Here is a 20653-nt window from a genome sequence, read left to right as displayed (position 1 = left end):
CGTCTCGCTCGTGGTTGTGACACGAGCGAGACGCTCGCGTTAGCGACGGTAAAAGTAATAGTTTTATTTTTCAATTATTTAGGTGTATTTTCAATGTCTTCTTTAGAAAATCCTGCTTTTAATATTAATGTCGTGTCTGTGATTTTTTTATCTGAGAGTATTTTTTTTATATTAGGATTATTTGGTAAATAGTTAACCTTATAAAAGTCTCCTAGTCTTATATTTTCCTCCAAACCAATTAAACTTTCTGATTTTATTGTTTTTCCATCTATATAGTATAAATATATATATCCTTTACTTTTTGATATTCCCTTAATTTCAATTACTCTACCAATAGTTTGCATCCCATAATTATTTAATTGAATAGAATTGTTGTAGGATTTTACAACTGAATATAACACGGATACTATACATATCCCGATAATTATATAAGCTAATTTTTTATTATTTTTCATTAAATGATTTATTTTCTATACATTTCAAATCTATTAATTTTTAAATTAATTATTCAACTGAAAATCAAGTCTACGTTAGGGATAGGAGCATTGTTTGAGCTCTTACTTAAAATGCCTAAGAATTTTAAGTAAAGCGAGTGGGATAGCCCGACCTGTCATTGCGAGGCACGAAGCAAACAGGAACGCCCTAAAATTCTAAAATGGCATCGTAATGCTTGTGGTGATTTTTAAATTCTTGAACACCTTCTTTAAATGTTAGGTATTTTGCACCGTTTTTGTGGTTGTTCTTACTGATTAGGTACATGTAATGAAAATGTCGTGTGAGTTCTTTCCAACCGAATAAAAGCGAATGTTTTGGATCGTACATGTGAGTAGGTTCGCTGATGGCACCGTTTATTTCTACGATTTGGAAGTTTTTACCTTTTGCTAAATCTTCATAGGAATGGTACATAATATCCATTCTTCCGAAATGAAAACCATTGATTTGACTGCAAATGATATTGAAACTTTCCATCATTTCTGGAGTGATTTCGTGACTAGCATCGACGAATTTTGTTCCGCGACAATGATTGCCGTAAGGAACCAAATTAATGGTTTCTCCTTCGTTTAAAATAGTGTTTAGTTTGTCTTTGTATTCTTCTTCAAGTACTTCTAATTGTAGTAGATAGCGTTTGTCTTGATGTAATAATTCGCGAAGGGTGTTTTTACCGTTTCCAGTAAGTATCATGAATTCTTTGGATACAATTCCGGTTATTTTTCCTTGTTGGTTTGGTAATTTTACATAGAAAAGTCCGATTTCATTTTCATACGGAATCAAATCTTGTATTAAAATAGCAAACTTTGCTTTTTTGAGATAATTTTCTAGTTCTTCAGTGTTGTGGATTTTTTTTACGGCAGTTCCTCTTAAACCAATATCGGGTTTTACAATTAATGGGAATTGAATGTTTTCAGAGTTAATTCTTTGTAAAATAACTTCTAAATTTTCATTAGGACTAACTAAAAGAGTTTTAGGATAATATTGTGGTGGAATCAAATCGTAAATTTCTTTTTTCGATTCCATAAAAAATCCTCCATTTTTTATTGTTGGATTTGAAGCATTAAAGAAAAAAAATGAGCGTGTTCTAATCACATAATACAAATATTGAAAATATACTGGCAAATACACCACTTGATAGGGCCAATATTCCCAATGGGTTAACTTATGTAGGAAAAGATTCAGTTTTGTCATTTTTTATTCTAATAAATCAAGATACTTCATTTGTATTATATCGTTCTTTACTTTGCATTGCGTTATGCTGATGGTTTTCAATACATCGTTGCGATTAATCTGCAAGCCAAATTCTTTATTTTCTGATTCTGTAAATTGATGAAAATGTAAAATTTCTTCTGATGTTGGACAGTTTTTATTTTTTATAAAATCTTGAAACCATTCTTTTCTTTTTTCTCTAATTTCTTTTGAATATAGAGTAGAAGAGGACCAAATGTGAAATTGCTTTGCATCAAATTCTGTTGTGCTTTTTTCGACTTCGTTCCATTGCAATTGCGTCAATTTATTGTTTTCAACTAACACAATTGTGAACGGCTCAATGTCAGTTAAATCTATGATTTTCCAACAATCTAAGGTCTTTTCGGCAGTCATTAAATCCAAGACTATCAAACCTCTACTTTTTCGATAGTTTGGTTTTGGAATGTGTTTTTCTTGTGCTCCGTTTAGTAAAACAATAATTTTGGTTTCATTATTTGCTACCCAAGTTCCGCCAGCTTTTGGGTCTTTTGGAAAGATTATCTTTTTTCCTTCAATCAAATATTCTTGTGGGGAAACTGCTCTTTCACGAGTAATTTTTTCATCTCTGTTGGAAGTAATGATGCAACCTTCAGCAGTTGGAATATACGTTACTGTGCACATTGTTTGCGGTATTCTAATGTTGATGGCGCTACTCCGAACGAACTAGGTATTTTAATATGCGGCAAACTATGTAATGCTACTTTTATTAAGGCTTGATGATGAATACTGTGTTCTAAATTGTAAATTAATTCTCTGAAATAGTTGGTTTGTAACAGTTCAATTGGACTAAAACAATTGTGTGTTAGCGAAAGAGGTTTATTTGGTTTTTCTAGTTCCAAAAGATATTTTTCTATGATAGCAATCGCTTCATTTTTATCGGTTTGAAGTAGTACATCTCTTTTTCTATCATCGTAATTGATTAATCCGTAGTCGTAGTTTTCTAGCAAACAGCCGAACAACTCAATAATATGTCGCATGTGTTCTCCAATAGTAGCATTGCTTAACTCTGGATTTTTTTGCGTGAATTCATCGTTTGTAAGCTGACGAAGTAATTCGATATTTTCGGAAAGATTATTCTTTATACTTTGTATCAGCATAGTTTTACTTTGTTTCTTGAACAAATTTTATGGAAACAGAGTTCATGCAAAAGCGTTGACCAGTAGTTTCTTTTGGTCCATCGTCAAAAATATGACCTAAATGACCATCACATTTTGCACACAATACTTCAGTTCTAACCATTCCGTAGCTCAAATCTTGAACATAGACAACCGAACCTTTAATTGCTTTGTCAAATGAAGGCCAACCACAATGTGAATCAAATTTGGTGTCTGAGGTGAATAAATCATTTCCGCAACCCGCACAAACGTATTTACCTTTTTCAAAATGATCCCAATATTCTCCTGTAAAGGCTCTTTCGGTTCCTTTGTTTCTTAAAACTTCATATTGCTCTGGAGTAAGCTCAGCTTTCCATTGCGCTTCTGTTTTTTTTGAATTTGAATTCATGGTTTTAGGTTCTTTGTTTTGTGATTGACACGACTGAAATGTGATTACTAAAAGTAATAAAAATAAGTTTTTCATATGTGTAAATTTTATTTTTTATTGGTCACATATGTTATCGCTTTTTTTTTTAACGGTGTTTGCCTTAGCAAACTTTTTATTAATAGCGATTTCATAGCTAACATTTTTTCAAATTTAAGTGTTATAATTCAAATAAAATGTTAACAATCTTACAAAGTATTTGAATTAGGTATTGATTTCTAAATCTTTAATATAGTCTTCGTTTTCATAGAAAAAGCGCTCAAAAGCATCCATTTTTTCGGCAAAGAAGTCAAAAACTTCAGGCCAAGTGTTTTTGTTATTAATGCTAATTCCTGTTTTTTCTACCCAAACACGACTGATTACTTTTCCTGTTTCTAAATAGAAATTACGTTCAAAAATAACATCGTCTAAATAGTCTTCTAAAAGAATGGTTTTTAACGATTCTACTTTCTCATAATATATCTTACGTTTTTCTTCGTCTTTTGGTTCTATATCTAGTAAAACTAATGCTTTTTTATTGTCAACATAAAATTTGAAGGTTACATCTTTTATTTTGGTATTGTATAACAACCACTTACGAGGATATTCGGCGGCAAATGCAATCCAAAAATCTTTTTTTATTTGAAGCGCTTCTTCTTTACTGAACATATTATTAAATTAGAAAGTTATTTTGTTTGAAAAAAATAGCTACCTTTAAGGTTGCTAAATTGAGATTGTATGCTTTTTAATGATTTTATAAAATATATTCCAAAGATAGAAAAAGAAACGCTCCTTTCTACGGATGCGCATGCAAAAATGGCGCCATTAGAACGTATTTCTTATTTAAATGAGGAAAATTATATGGATAAAAATCCGAGGAAAGCAGCCGTTTTAATGCTCTTCTATCCTAAAAATTCGGTTACACATTTAGCCTTAATTGTTCGAAATTCGTATCCTGGAGTTCATTCTTCTCAAATAGGTTTTCCAGGTGGTAAAGTTGAAGAGTACGATGCCGATTTAGAGGAAACAGCACTTAGAGAAACTCATGAAGAAGTGGGTATTCATCCAGATAAAATTCAAATCATCAAACCATTTAGTGAAATTTATATTCCACCAAGTAATTTTTTAGTCGCCCCTTTTATGGGAATTTCTAATGAAGAATTAACTTTTATTCCAGATTTAGATGAAGTCAAACGAGTTTTAGAGTTTTCAATTGCTGACTTTTTAGACGAGAAAAGTATTACAAAAGTAACCATGTCAACTTCTTATGCTACCGATATTGAAGTGCCTGCATTTATGGTGGACAAATATGTGGTTTGGGGCGCTACTGCAATGATGATGAGTGAGTTAAAAGAAACCATTAAGTGTGCGTTAAGTAAATGTAATTTATAGTGGTTTCAAATTGTTACGCACGATGATGAATTTAAGTCATTTTTTCTTTCTAAAATCACCTATTTTACTACTTTTGCGTTCTTGTTTTGTTAAAAAAAATGAAAATTATGGGATTATTTAAGAGAAATCCTTTCGGACATATATTGTTTTTAAAGACTTGGTTAATTCGTATAGCGGGTTTTTTGACACACCGTCGTTATCGTTATTTTAACCAATTACAAATCGAAGGTTCAGAAATTATTAGAAGTTTGCCTGATACGAATGTTTTATTTATTTCGAATCACCAAACCTATTTTGCTGATGTTGTAGCTATGTTTCACGTTTTTAATGCGAGTTTAAAAGGAAGAGAAAATAACATTAAAAATGTAATGTATTTATGGAATCCGAAGTTAAACATGTATTATGTAGCGGCTAAGGAAACCATGCAAGAAGGTTTACTGCCAAGAATTTTAGCTTATGCGGGAGCCATTACAGTAGAAAGAACTTGGAGAGCGAAAGGAAAAGATGTTACAGAGAAGAAAGATGTTAATCCGAACGATACTGAAAATATTAAGATAGCCTTAGAAGATGGTTGGGTAATTACTTTTCCACAAGGAACTACACGTTCTTTTAAACCAGTGAGAAAAGGAACCGCACATATTATTTTGCAACACAAACCAGTTGTGGTACCAATTGTAATTGATGGTTTCCGTCGTTCTTTTGACCGAAAAGGATTGATGATTAAGAAAAAAGGAATCTTACAATCAATGGTGATTAAAGAACCATTGAAGATTGATTACGAAACAGCAACGGTTGATGAAGTGGTAGAAATGATTGAATTTGCAATAGAACAACATCCTTCTTTATTAAAAGTGATTCCATCTGAAGTTTTAGATGAACAAGCTAAATTAGACAGAGAAAGAATGTGGAAATATTAGATAAAAAAAGAGGCAATTGCCTCTTTTTTTATTTAACTGCTTCTACTTTATATCCTTGTTTTCGCAATAGTTTTATTACTCCTTCTTCTCCAGCTAAATGACCAGCGCCAACACCAAAAAAGGTAGGTTTGTCTTTCATGGTTTTAATCATAATTGGAATCCAGTTTTTATTTCTATTGTTCAATAAAACATCTTGGTTTTCAGAAGTGATTTTATTATCAGAATCGTCCATCATTTTTAACATTCCTTCAATGTCTTTGTTTTGATAGATTTTCATCATTTTATTCATTTCATCTTTATCTTTTTCCAAATCGCCTTTTGCCATTTTTAATAGTTCTTCTGCTTGTATTTCATATGAAATAGCATCAAAAACTTTCATTTGGTCTTCAATAGTTTCTAAGCCGAAAACCTCTTCGTTTTGTTCTTCGGTTACTTTCATTAAAACACTTTCCACGGATTGAAATGGGCAATCAATCATCTTTGGATAAAGCATAGTAGTTATCATAAAAGGTTTAAAACTATCAAATAGCTTAGCCGACATGTTCAAGTTTTTCTTTAGAAATTCATCTACTGTTTTAAAATCTTCAGAGTTTAGTAAAGTCGATAATTTTGCACCATCTTTCATCATCATATGTTGCATCATTTGCATTTGCATCGATTTTTCATCCATATCTAGCTCTAAATACAATTGTTTTGTGTTTTCTAATGCACTTAACGTATTATCATCTAAAGTTGCGTCACAAGTAATATGAATGGTTCCAAATAAATACGAATCGTATTTTAATCCGTTTCCAGATATTTTCCACAATAAACTTTTTTCTAATTCTTGAGAGAAAGAAAAACCAGTTAGTAAAGTTAAAAGCGTGATAAAGAATTTTTTCATTAGTAGTCTATTTTTTTTAGTTCGTCATAATTTTTTTGAAGTCGGCGCATTAAAATTCCATACAGTAATCGGTAGAATAACCAAATTAGGCCAATAAATACAATAATTACCGCAGCATAAACTAAAAGCATGATACAGTAAAATGTTTTTGGATCAATATTAGAAGATGCGTTGTCAATTACTTTTTTAATAGAAGGATCGTATAAAAATTGGAAAATAAATACAATAATCATCGATATTGCAGTCATTGCTAAGTTATACCAAACATAATATTTAACTGTTTTACGAGTTTTTAAAATGTTTTGCATCAATTGTTTAACATTGTCTGTAGTGTTTATCGCTTTGTAGTTTTTAAAAAACAAAAAGATAAAAAAGAGAATGACTCCATAACTTATTACAGACATAATAGGCATAAATGTATCCAGATGATATAATTCAAGTGTTTTGGTGTATTTATCATCTGCCGTTAAAAAAGAAATACTCAACCATAAAAGTAGTTCTAAAACACTAATAATCACAATCCACTTCACGATAGAAGAGGAACGTTTATGTAGCATTCCATAAATTTCTTTTTCACCTATTTGTTGGAACGAACTTTCTTGTTTTTTCCAGTCTTTTTTTAATAAATCTAATTCATCCATGAGTTACGGATTTAATATTTTTTTTAATTTCCCTTTAACACGGTTCATTTTCACACGTGCATTCACTTCACTAATCCCCAACGTTTCTGAAATTTCGGTATAATCTTTATCTTCTAAGTATAAGAAAACTAAGGCTTTTTCAATATCGTTCAATTCGCTAATGGCACTGTACAGTAGCTTTAATTTTTCTTCTTCTTCAAAATTGTAATCGTCTTGTGTTACTTTATGAAAAGTACTATCAAATTCAATTGTGTCAATACTTCGCTTCTTTTTTCGGTAAAGTGTAATGGCTGTGTTTAATCCTACGCGATACGCCCAAGTAGTAAATTTAGAATCGCCTCTAAAGTTTGGAAATGCTTTCCATAATTGAATCGTAATTTCCTGAAACAAATCTTTATGCGCATCTTCATCAGTAGTATATAATCGACAAATTTTGTGGATTATATTCTGATTCTCTTTGAGTTGCTTTACGAAAAGTGCTTCCGATTCTGATTTCATATACAATAAGTAGTCGTTTGAACTAATTTGTTACAAGTTTACTATTTCAAATTTAATTAATCATTAACTATTTTGCGAAACATTCAATTCTTTTTCTTCTTATCTTTGACTTGATAAATTTACAATGATAAATGAATATTCCTCGTAGTAGTTTTCCAAGAATCGTCATCATAGGTGGTGGTTTTGCTGGAATATCTTTAGCGAAAAAACTTCGCAATAAGAAAGTACAAGTCGTTTTACTAGACAAACACAATTATCACAATTTTCAACCTTTGATGTACCAAGTAGCAACAGGCGGTTTAGAGCCCGATTCTATTGCGTACCCAATTCGAAAAATTGTTCAAGAATATAAAGATTTTTATTTCCGATTGGCAGAAGTTCGTGAAATTGATGCCGAAAACAATACGATTTACGCCGATATTGGCGAATTAAAATTTGATTATTTAGTCATTGCAACAGGTTCTAAAACCAATTATTTTGGGAATAAAGAAATCGAGCGCAATAGTATGGCGATGAAAACGATTCCGCAGTCGTTGAATATTCGTAGTTTAATTTTAGAGAATTTCGAACAAGCTTTGCTTACCAATGATATCGATGAACGTCATAGTTTGATGAACTTTGTTCTGGTAGGTGGTGGACCAACAGGAGTTGAATTAGCTGGAGCTTTAGCCGAAATGAAAAAAGCCATTTTACCAAAAGATTATCCCGATTTAGATGTTCGAAAAATGGAAATCAATCTAATTCAAGGAAGTGACAGAGTTTTAGATTCGATGAGTGAAAATGCTTCGGAAAAAGCTGAAAGATTTCTGTTGGATTTAGGAGTAAGTGTTTGGAAAAAAGTTCGTGTAACAGGTTACGATGGAAAAACCGTCACGACCAATTCTGATTTATCATTCGATTCGGCTACTGTGATTTGGACCGCTGGTGTACAAGGTGCTTTGCCTCATGGTTTAAAAGCCGATAGTTTTATCAAAAATGTCAACAGAATTAAGGTAAACCAATACAATCAAGTAGAAGGTTATGATAATCTTTTTGCTATTGGTGATATTGCTGTAATGACTTCAGAAGAATATCCGCAAGGACATCCTATGATGGCACAACCTGCTATGCAACAAGGAAGATTATTAGCCGAAAATGTAATCCGATTATTAGATAAAAAACAAATGAAACCTTTTGTTTACAAAGATAAAGGTTCAATGGCAACCATAGGAAGAAACAAAGCCGTTGTGGATTTGCCAAAATTCAAATTCAGCGGTGTTTTCGCTTGGTTTGTGTGGATGTTTGTGCATTTATTTTCGCTAATTGGATTCAAAAATAAAGCAGTAGTATTCCTAAACTGGGTGTACAATTACATCCGTTTTGACCGAGAAGCACGTTTGATTATGCGTCCGTATAAAAAGAGAAAATTAGTAAGTTTTACGAGTGACGAGTTATAAATAGGGAAAAGTTGGAAGGGATTAGGGAAAAGTTAATACGTTACGTAAACTATTCCCTAATCCCTTTTCTCTTATAACTTATTCTCATACCCAATCGCTAATCCCACAAATTTACTATACCCTTCCATGCCGTCTTTTTGTTGGTTGGCTTTTAGGAAATTATCGTAGAAATATTCAAAAAAAGTATTGATTGGCGTTTGGTATTCCTTCCAAAAGGTTTTGTTTTCTTCAAAGTTTTTTAAAACGCCTTTGTTGATTTTTTTCAAATAAGGCTCTGAACTTTCTTCTTTTATCATTTCCAAATTATGCAATGCATAGCGCAACGCAAAACTGTAAGCTGAATATTGGAAATACAAATCCTTGTTTTTAGCGGCGGTTACAAATCCGATGAAATTGCATTCGCTTTCGCTTCCAATTCCCGTTTGATGCGCCATTTCGTGGCAAGTGGTTAAAGGTGAAGTGTATTTAGGTTTTAAATAATTCACTTGCGCTTCATTGGTAAACGGATTCAAATACCCACCAAATCCCATATAACTCAAAGGATAACTAAACAACGATGATTTGATACTTTTTACTTCGTAACGGAATTCTTGTAAATCACTTGGAATATTTTCGTATCCTTTCAAAGCCAAATTGTAAATTTCGTCATCCGAATACGGAATCACAACCGCAACAGAATCATTTTTAGTGATTTGCAATTGTAATGCATTGGTTTTTACCAACATTTTTTCAATAAAAACTTTCAATTGGTCTACCGAATATTCTTTTTCAATCTTCAATTTTTCATGTAACGGAATGCGGTAGTAGTTCATTCCCCAAAGGATGTGAAAGAAAAAATAAAACACAGAAACCCAACTCAATATCGCTAATCCGTTATTTTTCCACTCTTTAAAAAAGCCAATTCGGTGTTTCCAAATCCATCGGAATAAGATTAAAATCAATATAAAATACATTACATCACCAAAAGAAAATGGTAACCAACCCAATGCTTTTCTCGACAAGAAAGCCAATTTTGGATAAAAACCTTTGCTGTACCAATTTTCTACAAAATCAGTAAACAAACCAATCGTTTTCACTACGATGATTTGAATAACTAAAAATAAAGGAAGGACGAATTTTCTTTTCACGAATTTATATTTGCCATAAAATTAACTAATAATATAGAATAGCGCATTTCTTTTTTTGTAAATTTGTTCTTTAAATTTTAGGAATAATGACAAAAATAACTTTAAATATTCCGGATAACGAATTGACTTTCTTTATGAAATTGATTGAAAAATTTAATTACGAAACTGTAGTTAATGATGTCTCCGTTTCTGAAGAGATGAAAGTAGTTTTAGATGAAAGAAGAGCGTCTTCAAAAAAGGAAAATTTTGTCCCTTGGGAAGAAGCGAAAAAGCAAATTCGTTTGAAAACAAAATAATGAGTTATAGAATCGTAATTGAACCTCGAGCTATTGCTGATATTCAAGAAGCTGTAGAATTTTATGAGTCAAAAAGAGAAGATTTAGGTAACTATTTTTTTCAAATTATTGATGAATATATTGAATCGATTGCAACAAACCCATTTTTTCAAATTCGCTATAAAGATTATCACGGATTACCAGTTAAAATTTTTCCCTACATTATTCTATATTTTATAGACGAAAAAGAGAAAACAGTTTTTATTTTATCTGTTTTTAATACATCACAGAATACGACTAAATACCCAAAATAAAAAAACAATGAGCCAAGAAATTAGAAATCTGGAACCAAAGCCACTTTGGAATAAATTTGCCGATTTGAATGCTGTACCGCGTCCGTCTAAAAAAGAAGAGCGTGTAATTGAATTCATGAAAAACTTCGGAACCAGTTTAGGATTAGAAACGTTTGAAGACGAAATCAGAAACGTAATCATTCGCAAACCAGCAACGCCAGGAATGGAAAACCGCAAACCAATTGTTTTACAAGGACATTTGGATATGGTACACCAAAAAAATAACGACACTAATTTTGATTTCGATACACAAGGAATTGATATGTATGTCGATGGTGACTGGGTTCGTGCTCGCGGAACGACACTTGGTGCTGATAATGGGTTAGGAGTAGCAATGATTATGGCGATTTTAGAATCTACAGATATCAAACATCCTGCAATTGAGGCTTTGTTTACCATTGATGAAGAAACCGGAATGACAGGCGCTTTAAACTTAAAAGGCGGTGTGTTGCAAGGTGAAATTTTATTGAATTTAGATACGGAAGAAGACGATGAAATTGATATCGGTTGTGCAGGTGGAATTGATGTTACAGCTACAAGAGGTTACAACGAAGAAGAAACGCCAGAAGGTTCTGTGGGTTACACGATTACTGTAAAAGGTTTACAAGGTGGACACTCAGGAATGGATATTCATAAAGGATTAGGAAATGCTAACAAAATCATGAACCGTTTATTATTTGACGGATTTGAGAATTTTGGATTGCAAATTGCTGAAATTTCTGGAGGAAGTTTGCGTAATGCAATTCCGAGAGAAAGTGTAGCGAAAGTTATTATTGCTGAAATGTATGACGAAGCGTTTGTTTTTGACATGCAAGAAGTAATTGGCGATATCAAAACCGAATTCAAAACGATGGAACCAAATTTAACGATTGAGATTGTTAAAAACGATTCAGTTCCTGCGAAAGTAATGGATTTAGGTGTACAAGAAGGATTACTAAGAGCGATTTATGCAGCACACAACGGCGTTTACAGAATGTCGGCTGATATGGAAGACTTGGTAGAAACTTCAAATAATATTGCAAGAGTAATTGTAAAAGACGGACAAATTTCGATTCAGAATTTAACGCGTTCTTCTGTGGAAAGTTCTAAAATGGATTTAGCCAATGCGCTACGTTCGGCTTACGAATTATTTGGTTGCGAAGTAGAATTTGGAGGAAGTTATCCAGGTTGGACACCCAACGTAAACTCTGAAATTTTAGACGTTTTGACTTCAATTTACGAAAAACAAAACGGTGAAAAACCAAAAGTAGTAGCTTGTCATGCTGGATTAGAATGTGGTATTTTAGGAACGAATTATCCAAATATGGATATGATTTCTTTTGGACCAACCATTCACGGCGCACACAGCCCAGATGAAAGAGCGTCAATTAAATCGTCTCAGAAATTTTGGAAGTTTGTTTTGGAAATTTTAGAGAATATTCCGGTTAAGAAATAAGAATATAGCATAAAGATGAAATCCCGAGTTAGCTCGGGATTTTTTTTGTGCTGGCGCGAGCATCTTGCTCGTGACCTTTGTTTTTATTAGCTTTACTTTGTGTTCACGAGCGTGACTATCGTGTAAGCGTAGAGGAAATTAGGACAAATCTTTTTTTACAATATCTAAAAATTCTTTTTTTAGTTTATCAATTGCTTCATAATAAACAATCCATTTTTCACGATATCTAACCAAGTTTTTTTGATAATCAGATTTTAATTCTCCTGCTAAATCTGCATTTAAAATATCTGCTCTGTGTCTAATGCTAATTAAATCATTTTGAAAAACTTCTTTTTTAGCTTCAAAATTTTTGACAATTTCATGTAACTTATTAATGTAACCCTCAATATGGTAATATGAAGGAGTTTTTAATTTAAAATTTTTGAACCAATCTTCTGAAAAATTTAGTTCATTTTCTATATCTTCAAAATTATTCATTGTTTTAGGTTGTAATTATTTATGGTTTTTCACAAAATGAGTAAATGATATCATTTACAATATTTTATAATCAGTGAAGTCAAAAATAAGAATTAGTAAATTGATTGTCAATTTAAGTTATCAACAAAAAAAAAGGCTCACTTTCATGAACCTAATTAGACTATAAATATTTAAAATTACTTTTTCTCTCTTTTTGTTTGTTCTTTTAAAATGGATGGTAAATAAGGTGAAATAGTGGTTTCTAATGCTGCTTCAGAGATTGATAAGGCTTTAGCATCTTGTGGTAACGTGTTCCAAATTTTTGGGTTTTTAAAATCGTAGCTTCCAAAAACAATTACGGGAGTTCCTTTTAATTTTACTTTTTCGGCGCTTTCTAATTCCCATTGATCGGCAAATTCGTATAGCATTTTGGCATCTTTTTCTAACAATCGCAAACAAGAATGCGAAGCTGGATAACCAGGTAATTCATATTCGTGAAAACCAATGCCTTGTTTGTTTTCAATGTTGAAATTCCATTTTAGTTTCCATTCATCGTTAAACGTACTTATGGTTTCTTCTGCTTTCCAATTGGTAAAAAATAAACCGGTTGGTGTTTTGTCTTTTTCTCTTCCCAGACTTGTAGGTCCGGTATGTGTTAAAACGCCATATTCATAAGTCGCGAAAGCTTGCGTGGCATACGAAAACAGAATAATTTTACTTACTTCGTTCAAAGTCGACACTTCTATCGGGAAAGGCATATAATATTCCAAATCACCCGAAAAATCAGTTGGAACTACTATTGAATCTAATTTTTTTAAATTCACGGCATCCACACGATTTAGAGCTAAAACCAAGTCGAGCGCTTTTGGATTTGTGCCGTTACTTTCTAACCAATCTTCACTTTTTTGAAATGTATAGGCGACTTCTTTAGGTTCGTTTCTTTTTATTTCAGGTTTGACAATGGTTATAACTTCTTTCTTTTCTTCTTTACAAGAAAGTGAAAAAAGACTAATTGCCAAAACCACTATTTTTAAGACGTTTTTCATGTTTTCTTTTTCGCAAAGTTATACCTATAAAACGTGTGTTGTCTTACATTATTCTTTGAAATAGTTACATGATTTTGATTTTTAGAAGTATTAAAAAAGGCTCACTTTCGTGAACCTTCTAAACTTATTTTTGTCTAATTATATTTCTAAACAAATGAAAGTTATTAGGAATAGCGTTTGTTATTTCTGCTTTGTTTGATGTTATTGTAGGTTTAACGCAAATTACTTTAGTGTCTTTATCTATTTCAATTATATGGGTAGATGTGAAATTTTTAATGTCTTTGTGAACTAATTTGAATTCATATTTACCAGGTAATAAATAAATTATAGCAAATTCATTTGACATAAGTTGCCCTAAAGGTTTATTGTTAATCCATACATTTATAAATGATGAGTTATCTATTTTATGATTAAATCCAGCTCCATTATAGATTAATATTTTTCCATTATCAAATTCTCCAATTATTACTGGATCAGAAAATGTTCTTTGTAAACTAAATTCAGATTGAATGGGTTTTAATAAACAAGAGGAAAATAATAATGATGATATAAAAAGCAATAAAAAAATCTTTAATCTCATGAGTTTTAATTTGTAGTTTTAATCTTATTATTTTTCAAAAATACCAAAAACTTCATTACAACTCCATTTAAGTTATCAACAAAAAAGGCTCACTTTCATGAACCTTTTTCTTTTATTAACTCAAAATAATTAAAACTAAAATTGGAAAAATTATTCCAGCTACGGCTAGTTTCCAGCCTCGTCGTTTAAAGGTGTTTTTGCCGTGGGTTACCATTAAAGTTCCTGTGATGGCAATAAGTATTAAAGAAATTCCAAAAATATCAGAGTAGTAAATCCACCAGTTGGATGTGGTTTTATGCAACTTCATCGTTTGACTAATAATCGGAGTTTTATTGAAGGCAACAATTTCACCTTTTCCTGTTTTCATGTCGATTTCTACATCGTGCTTTTCAAACGAAATTTTAAACGTGCTTTTCTTTACATTGTGGCGACGCATTTTATCATCGATACCCAATTGTTTTCCTAAATTTTCGGCATAGGTTTCAGTAATTTGGCTTTCTTTGGGTAATTGTACTTTGATGTTTTTGGTTTCGATGGTGTATTTTTCAGGATGCCAATGTTCTCTGTGGTTCATTAAAATTCCCGAAAATGCAAACGAAATTATCAATCCTACGTAGAAGTAGCCAAAATCGCGGTGAATGTCTCTAACTAATTTTTGTTGTTTCATGGTTTAAAATTTATATCGTAAAGAAGTTAAAATTTGTCTTGGAGCAATAGGGTTTACACTGTAGTTTTCGTGCATCGTATAATTTAACTCGTTGGTAATATTTGATAATTTGCAAAGTAATGTAAATTGTTTCCAATTGTAACCAAGCGATACATCAATAGTTGTGTAGCCATTTACTGGAATTTCTCTATCCCAAACATTGTTTGGATAGGCTGGATTTACCTGATTGTTCCAACCACCAACTCGGTCGCCAATGTAGTTTCCAATTGCACCAACTGATACATTTTTGAACATTCCTGTTGGAACGGTATAGAAGAAACTCAAATTAGCGGTATGTTGTGGTGTTCTAACCAAACGATCACCTTCGATAAAACTTCCTATTGCTCCAGTGGTTTCTGTATAACGCATATCGTTGTAGCTGTAACCCGCCATAATGTTGAAATCGTCGATAGGTTTGTAGGTAATGTCTAATTCAATTCCTTTACTTGTGGTTTCACCGCTTAACGCTTTTACATTGGTGTTGGTATTGATGTTTCCGTTGGCATCAAATTCTGCTGTTTGTGCTAAATTGCTGTTCACAATTTGGTATAAAGTAACGTTTGTTGTTAATTTTCCTTTCCAGAATTCATTTTTAATTCCGGCTTCAATTTGGTCAATGATTGATGGTTCAATTGCTTCGTTATTAATATCTACTCCGGTATTTGGTGTAAACGAATTCGAATAACTTGAGAATAAAGTAATGCTTTTCGTAGGTTGGTAAATTAATCCCACTTTTGGCGAAAAAGCTCTGTCGTTACGAATTTTTTCTTCAGTAACCGTGTTTGCTGTAATGTTGTATGTTTCAGGTTTTGCTTCTTGATACGAGTAGCGAATACCTAATAAAGCTTTGAATTTTTCTCCAAACGAAATCAAATCTTGAGCATAAATTCCCAAACGATTGGTTTCGGTTTTAACGATTCTTGTCACTTCTGAAGGTAAAGCGGGTAACTCATTTGAAGCAGCATACGAAGCTGGATCAAAAATATTCACAGTATCGTAAGTGGTTACTGTTGCTCCAGTTGTAGGATTAAAAAATCTAAACGTATACGCATCGGCATATGAAATTTCAGTATCTATTCCTGTAAACAATTGATGTTTGATTTTACCTGTTTTAAAATTGCCTTGTAAGCTAATTTGATTGGCTAGAATTTGTTCTACTGCTTTATTTCTTCCATACGGACGATTCCAATCGCCATTTGCTGCAGGTTGCATACGTTCTGTTCCAATTGATTCTCTATCGTAATCTTGGAAAGAAGAATTAAAGTTTAGTTTCCAATTTTTATTGAATTCATGATTTACTAAAAGAGAAGCTGTAGCTTGTTTGGTAGTTCCGTTAGACCATTTTGCACCTAAATAAGCGTTTCTTGGCACATCAGCAATTTCTTTTCCAATAGAACCGGTACCAAAATCGGGTGTCCAATCATCGCTTAAATAATCGGCTTGAAGCGTGATTTCTGTTTTATCACTTACTTTAAAAAGTAGGGAAGGATTTACGTAGTAGCGTTCTTTCGTAACATAATCTCTAAAGCTTTCTGAATTTTCATATGAACCATTAAAACGATATGCAATCGAATTATTAAAAGCACCATACACATCTGCTGAAGGTTTGTAGAAATTGTAACTTCCTGCTTGCATGGTGAATTCGCCGCCGGTTCTAAAATTTGGAGATTTAGTTACCATATTCATAATTCCTCCGGGCGCCACATTTCCGTATAATAACGCTGCACTACCTTTTAAAATTTCTACTTTTTCTAACGAAGAAACTTCTGGAATAGAACCACTATTGAAACGGAAACCGTTTTTAAACATGTTGTTGGCCGACATGTCGTAACCTCTTGACCAAAACGATTCTTGAGCGCCACCTCGTGCTGAACCAACATAAACACCATTAGCGTTTTTAATAACATCACTCAAACGAATGGATTGTTGTTGTTGGATGATTTCGGCCCCAATCACTTGAATGGCTTGAGGTAAATCTTTTTCTTTGATTCCAGCTCTGTTTACTGAAGATTTTGAAGGGTTGTTTTTGGCTTCGATAACCACTTCTTTTAACTTTTTTACAGTATCGTTTGCTGTAAAATAGTTTTCACTAACGTCGTTAAGGTTTTCTTGAGATACTGCCTGAAGTGAAGACAGTAGGACTATGGATTTGAAAATGTTTTTATACATCTTATTTAGATTAAATTAAAATAATGATGCAAAAATATTAAGTCATAATGAAACTACAAAATTTATTTAGACTTATTTTAAATAATATTTGTAAAGAATTGATTTTCAAACCGAAACTTTTAAACACTTAAATTTTTAAACTTTAAACTAAAATTGTAACTTTGCACTCCAAAATAAATAACAGCTATGTTAGATAGATTACAATATGTAAAACAACGTTTTGACGAAATTTCAGACTTAATTATTCAGCCTGATGTAATTGCCGATCAAAAGCGTTACGTACAATTAAATAAAGAATACAAAGACCTTAAAGGTTTAGTTGAAAAACGTGAAGAGTACATTACGCTTGACGGAAATATAAAAGAAGCTAACGAAATTATCGCTGATGGTTCAGATGCCGAAATGGTAGAAATGGCCAAAATGCAATTAGATGAAGCTAAAGAGCGTTTGCCACAATTGGAAGATGAAATCAAATTTATGTTGATTCCTAAAGATCCAGAAGATGCGAAAAACGTTATGGTGGAAATTCGTGCAGGTACTGGTGGAGACGAAGCTTCTATTTTTGCAGGAGATTTATTCCGTATGTATACTAAATATTGCGAAGCACGTGGTTGGAGAACTTCTGTAGTAGATATTAGTGAAGGAACTTCTGGTGGATTCAAAGAGGTAATTTTTGAAGTTACTGGTGAGGATGTTTACGGAACTTTAAAATTTGAAGCAGGAGTACACCGTGTACAACGTGTACCACAAACCGAAACACAAGGTCGTGTGCACACTTCAGCGGCAACGGTAATGGTTTTACCAGAAGCAGAAGAATTTGATGTACAAATTGATATGAACGATGTTCGTGTTGACTTTTTCTGTTCGTCTGGTCCTGGAGGTCAGTCGGTAAATACGACGAAGTCTGCGGTTCGTTTAACGCACATTCCAACTGGATTAGTGGCGCAATGTCAGGATCAAAAATCGCAGCATAAGAATAAAGATAAAGCAATGGAAGTATTGCGTTCTCGTTTGTACGAAAAAGAATTAGCCATCAAACAAGCGGAAGATGCAACAAAACGTTCTTCGCAAGTAAGTTCAGGTGACCGTTCGGCAAAAATTAGAACCTATAACTATTCTCAAGGTCGTGTAACCGATCACAGAATTGGTTTAGACGTTTTTGATATGGATGGTGTGATGAATGGTAAAATTCAAAAATTTGTTGACGAACTTCAGTTGGTTAACAACATGGAGAAATTAAAAGAAAACGAAGTTTTTTAAAAAGATTAATATTTTCTATGCACATATTAAGTTGTCTTGAAATAAGTTGACTTATTGATTTTTAAGATTGTTAAATCGGAATAGAAATAATTTTATTCCGATTTTTTTTGGATTTTTAAATTCATTGTTTTTAAAAATAAAATTATATTTTGTGTATATTTGAGATTATAAAATCTACTCAATGCTTCCAGAAATACAAAACTTATATGATGTTTGGTACCCTAACAGGATAGCAAAAAGGAACGAATCAAAACAGATTTCATTTAATGAGCTAACAAATTCAATTATTAGCACAGGTCCATTTTATTTTTACATCATTGATTTTTTTGACATGTCTCTTTCTAATATTAGTCCTGTAATTTCTCAAATACATGGATTTGATTCTGAAACGGTTACATTTAATGACATATTAGAAGCAATTCATCCCGATGATATTGAATTTGTAGCTAAAGCTGAAGCAGTTGCAACCGATTTTTTTTACGAAAAAGTAGGTTACGAAAAAATGTTAAGTTATAAAACAAGTTACAATTTTAGATTTCGATTAAAAAATGGAGAATACGCTCTATTTAATCATCAATCCCTAATGCTTTCATTAGATGATGATGGAGGATTAGGAAAGTCGCTAAACATTCACACTCGCATAGATCATTTGAGTAACTTTAATACGTATAAGGTTTCCTTTATTGGACTTAATGAAGAACCTTCTTTTATGAATTTATATGCAGATGAAAAAAATCAGGAATTAAAAGAATTTTCAAAAAGAGAAATTGATATTATTAAACTTATCGGTAACGGATTAAATAATGAGGAAATTGCTGAAAAACTTTTCATTAGTGCTTTAACGGTTAAGAAACATCGCAATAATATATTAGCTAAATCCGATTCTAAAAATACGGCACAACTTATAAAAAATTGTATTCTTCAAGGGATAATTTAATAGTTTTTAATTAAAAATATACTCATTTTGGTGTATTGTTTTGAAAATTTAGGTATCATAATTTTGTTTATAATTAAAAACGTAAACATTATGAAAAAAACTACTCTAGCGTTGATTATTTTTTTATCGGTTAATTTTTCCTTTTCACAAATTTCTGAATATGTATCAGGATTAAATAATCCGACAAAAATGATAGTAGATGGAAATATTATTTATGTTAATGGCTGGGATAATATTTATACTATTGATACTTCTGTTAGTTCCCCATCTGCAAATTTAATTTATACGATGCCTCCTGATTTTTATGCATATAAAACATTAAAACTGGGAAATAATTTGTTTATTTTGGCGGAAAATTGGATTGAATCTACTGATACTTTTGTGGGAATGCAAATTGTAAAATTAGATGTTACCAATTTGGGTGCAGGAATACAAACAGTTATTAGTTCATCTAATTTTATTGCTTCTTTTGCAATAGTAGGAAACACAATTTATTATTCAAATGAGGTTGAAACATCTCCAGATGTTTATTCAACTGATATTTATAGTTTTGATGCAACTCAAATTTCACCAACACCAATACTTGAATATTCGGACATTGGCCTTAATGATGTTCCAGTACAAGATGTGGAAGTTTATAATAATATGTTGTATATTTCATCTGGTTCTGGTGGAGAAGAAAAAATTATAAAATTTGATTTATCGTCAAGTACAGCTGTACCTCAGGAATATTTAAACACTTCAGTTTTAAACTTTAATAAAGGTATTTTTATAACTTCTACAGGATATTTGTACGTTACGAATGCACATGAAATTAAAAAAATAGATGTTAATAATCCTGCAGCTACCCTAGACTTTATTGGGAGTCAAACAACTTACCAAGATACATTTAATGGGACACCATATTATGCGAACTTCAGAGATGTAGTTTTAATTGGAAATAAACTATACATGACTTTAGAAGAGCAAGGAAGAATTGTAACTATAATTGATACAACACTTGGAACGCCAAATTTTTCAGAGCAAACTTTAAAAATGTATCCTAATCCAGTAACATCAGATTTATTTCTAGTTGATAACACAGACTTCAATGAATTTGAGTTGTTTGATTGTTCTGGTAGAAAAGTTAAAAATGGGAGTATCGAATTCAATACCATAAATTTTAGTCAATTAGATGCTGGTATTTATTTTCTAAATTTAAAAGGAAACAATAAACAAAATAACTTTAAAATAATTAAACAGTAATCAAAATTTCATCTATTTCATATAGTCATTATTTTTAGA

24 protein-coding genes are annotated in these 20653 nt (G+C 31.9%); 9 read left to right on the top strand and 15 right to left on the bottom strand.

All coding sequences use genetic code 11. From position 1 onward, the window contains the following. Positions 1 to 74: 74 nt before the first annotated feature. The 6 genes from AAEO58_RS12705 to AAEO58_RS12680 all read right to left on the bottom strand — a co-directional run bounded on the left by AAEO58_RS12705 (position 75) and on the right by AAEO58_RS12680 (position 3927). Positions 75 to 455 carry a hypothetical protein gene (locus AAEO58_RS12705; protein WP_341683776.1) on the bottom strand — a complete coding sequence of 127 codons (381 nt, stop codon included), beginning with the start codon at positions 453 to 455 and terminating at the stop codon, positions 75 to 77. A gap of 187 nt (positions 456 to 642) precedes the next feature. Further along, positions 643 to 1683, bottom strand: a complete 1041-nt coding sequence (locus AAEO58_RS12700) for a D-alanine--D-alanine ligase (RefSeq protein WP_341683775.1) — start codon at positions 1681 to 1683, stop codon at positions 643 to 645. 3 nt (positions 1684 to 1686) lie between these two features. Then, the gene (locus AAEO58_RS12695; RefSeq protein WP_341683774.1) at positions 1687 to 2361 is read right to left on the bottom strand and encodes an NRDE family protein; all 675 of its coding nucleotides are present in this window, start codon (positions 2359 to 2361) and stop codon (positions 1687 to 1689) included. Next, the gene (locus AAEO58_RS12690) at positions 2349 to 2837 is read right to left on the bottom strand and encodes a DinB family protein (RefSeq protein WP_341683772.1); all 489 of its coding nucleotides are present in this window, start codon (positions 2835 to 2837) and stop codon (positions 2349 to 2351) included. The genes AAEO58_RS12695 and AAEO58_RS12690 overlap by 13 nt, the downstream gene beginning before the upstream one ends. Before the next feature lie 4 nt (positions 2838 to 2841). Continuing rightward, complete coding sequence (gene msrB / locus AAEO58_RS12685) at positions 2842 to 3318, bottom strand: peptide-methionine (R)-S-oxide reductase MsrB (RefSeq protein ID WP_341683771.1); 477 nt, start codon at positions 3316 to 3318, stop codon at positions 2842 to 2844. Positions 3319 to 3483: 165 nt separating this feature from the next. Further along, entirely contained in the window at positions 3484 to 3927 is a 444-nt protein-coding gene (locus AAEO58_RS12680) for a DUF4268 domain-containing protein (RefSeq protein ID WP_133606070.1), read from the bottom strand. Positions 3928 to 3996: 69 nt separating this feature from the next. Here AAEO58_RS12680 and AAEO58_RS12675 point away from each other — a divergent pair, with 69 nt between their 5' ends. Then, the gene (locus tag AAEO58_RS12675) at positions 3997 to 4650 is read left to right on the top strand and encodes an NUDIX hydrolase (protein ID WP_133606072.1); all 654 of its coding nucleotides are present in this window, start codon (positions 3997 to 3999) and stop codon (positions 4648 to 4650) included. A gap of 107 nt (positions 4651 to 4757) precedes the next feature. Continuing rightward, a complete protein-coding gene (locus AAEO58_RS12670) occupies positions 4758 to 5567 on the top strand; it encodes a lysophospholipid acyltransferase family protein (RefSeq protein WP_133606074.1) in 810 nt (269 codons plus the stop codon). Between the two features lie 28 nt (positions 5568 to 5595). Here AAEO58_RS12670 and AAEO58_RS12665 read toward each other — a convergent pair whose 3' ends face one another. The 3 genes from AAEO58_RS12665 to AAEO58_RS12655 are packed head-to-tail and all read right to left on the bottom strand — an operon-like array spanning position 5596 to position 7589. Next, positions 5596 to 6450, bottom strand: a complete 855-nt coding sequence (locus tag AAEO58_RS12665; RefSeq protein WP_341683768.1) for a TraB/GumN family protein — start codon at positions 6448 to 6450, stop codon at positions 5596 to 5598. Further along, complete coding sequence (locus AAEO58_RS12660) at positions 6450 to 7091, bottom strand: hypothetical protein (RefSeq protein ID WP_341683767.1); 642 nt, start codon at positions 7089 to 7091, stop codon at positions 6450 to 6452. The genes AAEO58_RS12665 and AAEO58_RS12660 overlap by 1 nt, the downstream gene beginning before the upstream one ends. Before the next feature lie 3 nt (positions 7092 to 7094). Beyond that, positions 7095 to 7589 (bottom strand): RNA polymerase sigma factor, encoded by a 495-nt coding sequence (locus AAEO58_RS12655; protein WP_133606081.1) that lies wholly within the window; start codon positions 7587 to 7589, stop codon positions 7095 to 7097. Between the two features lie 131 nt (positions 7590 to 7720). Between AAEO58_RS12655 and AAEO58_RS12650 the strand changes: the two genes are divergently transcribed. Further along, positions 7721 to 9025, top strand: coding sequence for an NAD(P)/FAD-dependent oxidoreductase (locus AAEO58_RS12650; protein ID WP_341683766.1), 1305 nt, complete (start codon positions 7721 to 7723; stop codon positions 9023 to 9025). A 71-nt stretch (positions 9026 to 9096) separates the two neighbouring features. On the opposite strand, the gene AAEO58_RS12645 is transcribed toward AAEO58_RS12650, so the two are convergent. After that, positions 9097 to 10152: a DUF3810 domain-containing protein gene (locus AAEO58_RS12645; RefSeq protein ID WP_341683765.1), complete on the bottom strand. Its 1056-nt coding sequence runs from the start codon at positions 10150 to 10152 to the stop codon at positions 9097 to 9099. A gap of 86 nt (positions 10153 to 10238) precedes the next feature. Here AAEO58_RS12645 and AAEO58_RS12640 point away from each other — a divergent pair, with 86 nt between their 5' ends. Genes AAEO58_RS12640 through AAEO58_RS12630 form a run of 3 tightly spaced genes read left to right on the top strand, consistent with a single transcriptional unit; the run spans position 10239 to position 12215 of the window. After that, complete coding sequence (locus AAEO58_RS12640) at positions 10239 to 10448, top strand: hypothetical protein (protein ID WP_291139715.1); 210 nt, start codon at positions 10239 to 10241, stop codon at positions 10446 to 10448. Beyond that, positions 10448 to 10741 (top strand): type II toxin-antitoxin system RelE/ParE family toxin, encoded by a 294-nt coding sequence (locus AAEO58_RS12635; RefSeq protein ID WP_341683764.1) that lies wholly within the window; start codon positions 10448 to 10450, stop codon positions 10739 to 10741. Before AAEO58_RS12640 ends, AAEO58_RS12635 begins: the two co-directional genes overlap by 1 nt. 7 nt (positions 10742 to 10748) lie before the next feature. After that, positions 10749 to 12215, top strand: a complete 1467-nt coding sequence (locus AAEO58_RS12630; protein ID WP_341683763.1) for an aminoacyl-histidine dipeptidase — start codon at positions 10749 to 10751, stop codon at positions 12213 to 12215. Positions 12216 to 12353: 138 nt separating this feature from the next. Here the strand turns inward: AAEO58_RS12630 and AAEO58_RS12625 are convergent, their stop codons facing one another. The 5 genes from AAEO58_RS12625 to AAEO58_RS12605 form a co-directional block, all read right to left on the bottom strand. Then, positions 12354 to 12692 (bottom strand): hypothetical protein, encoded by a 339-nt coding sequence (locus AAEO58_RS12625; RefSeq protein ID WP_341683761.1) that lies wholly within the window; start codon positions 12690 to 12692, stop codon positions 12354 to 12356. A 176-nt stretch (positions 12693 to 12868) separates the two neighbouring features. Next, the gene (locus tag AAEO58_RS12620; protein WP_341683760.1) at positions 12869 to 13717 is read right to left on the bottom strand and encodes a L,D-transpeptidase; all 849 of its coding nucleotides are present in this window, start codon (positions 13715 to 13717) and stop codon (positions 12869 to 12871) included. A 124-nt stretch (positions 13718 to 13841) separates the two neighbouring features. Continuing rightward, on the bottom strand, positions 13842 to 14297 hold the full coding sequence (locus AAEO58_RS12615; RefSeq protein WP_133606093.1) for a hypothetical protein: 456 nt from the start codon (positions 14295 to 14297) through the stop codon (positions 13842 to 13844). A 115-nt stretch (positions 14298 to 14412) separates the two neighbouring features. Next, entirely contained in the window at positions 14413 to 14964 is a 552-nt protein-coding gene (locus AAEO58_RS12610) for a PepSY-associated TM helix domain-containing protein (RefSeq protein WP_341683758.1), read from the bottom strand. Between the two features lie 3 nt (positions 14965 to 14967). Then, positions 14968 to 17172, bottom strand: coding sequence for a TonB-dependent siderophore receptor (locus tag AAEO58_RS12605; protein ID WP_341683757.1), 2205 nt, complete (start codon positions 17170 to 17172; stop codon positions 14968 to 14970). A 186-nt stretch (positions 17173 to 17358) separates the two neighbouring features. Between AAEO58_RS12605 and prfA the strand changes: the two genes are divergently transcribed. The 3 genes from prfA to AAEO58_RS12590 all read left to right on the top strand — a co-directional run bounded on the left by prfA (position 17359) and on the right by AAEO58_RS12590 (position 20614). After that, positions 17359 to 18432 carry a peptide chain release factor 1 gene (prfA, locus tag AAEO58_RS12600; protein WP_133606099.1) on the top strand — a complete coding sequence of 358 codons (1074 nt, stop codon included), beginning with the start codon at positions 17359 to 17361 and terminating at the stop codon, positions 18430 to 18432. Positions 18433 to 18613: 181 nt separating this feature from the next. After that, positions 18614 to 19369 (top strand): LuxR C-terminal-related transcriptional regulator, encoded by a 756-nt coding sequence (locus tag AAEO58_RS12595; protein WP_341683756.1) that lies wholly within the window; start codon positions 18614 to 18616, stop codon positions 19367 to 19369. A gap of 90 nt (positions 19370 to 19459) precedes the next feature. After that, positions 19460 to 20614 (top strand): T9SS type A sorting domain-containing protein, encoded by a 1155-nt coding sequence (locus AAEO58_RS12590; RefSeq protein WP_341683754.1) that lies wholly within the window; start codon positions 19460 to 19462, stop codon positions 20612 to 20614. Positions 20615 to 20653 lie beyond the last annotated feature (39 nt).

The sequence above is a fragment of the Flavobacterium helocola genome, from assembly GCF_038289885.1.
Taxonomy (GTDB): domain Bacteria; phylum Bacteroidota; class Bacteroidia; order Flavobacteriales; family Flavobacteriaceae; genus Flavobacterium; species Flavobacterium cheniae.
Note: the sequence above shows the minus strand (reverse complement) of the source record. Positions and strands in the feature narration are given on the sequence as shown.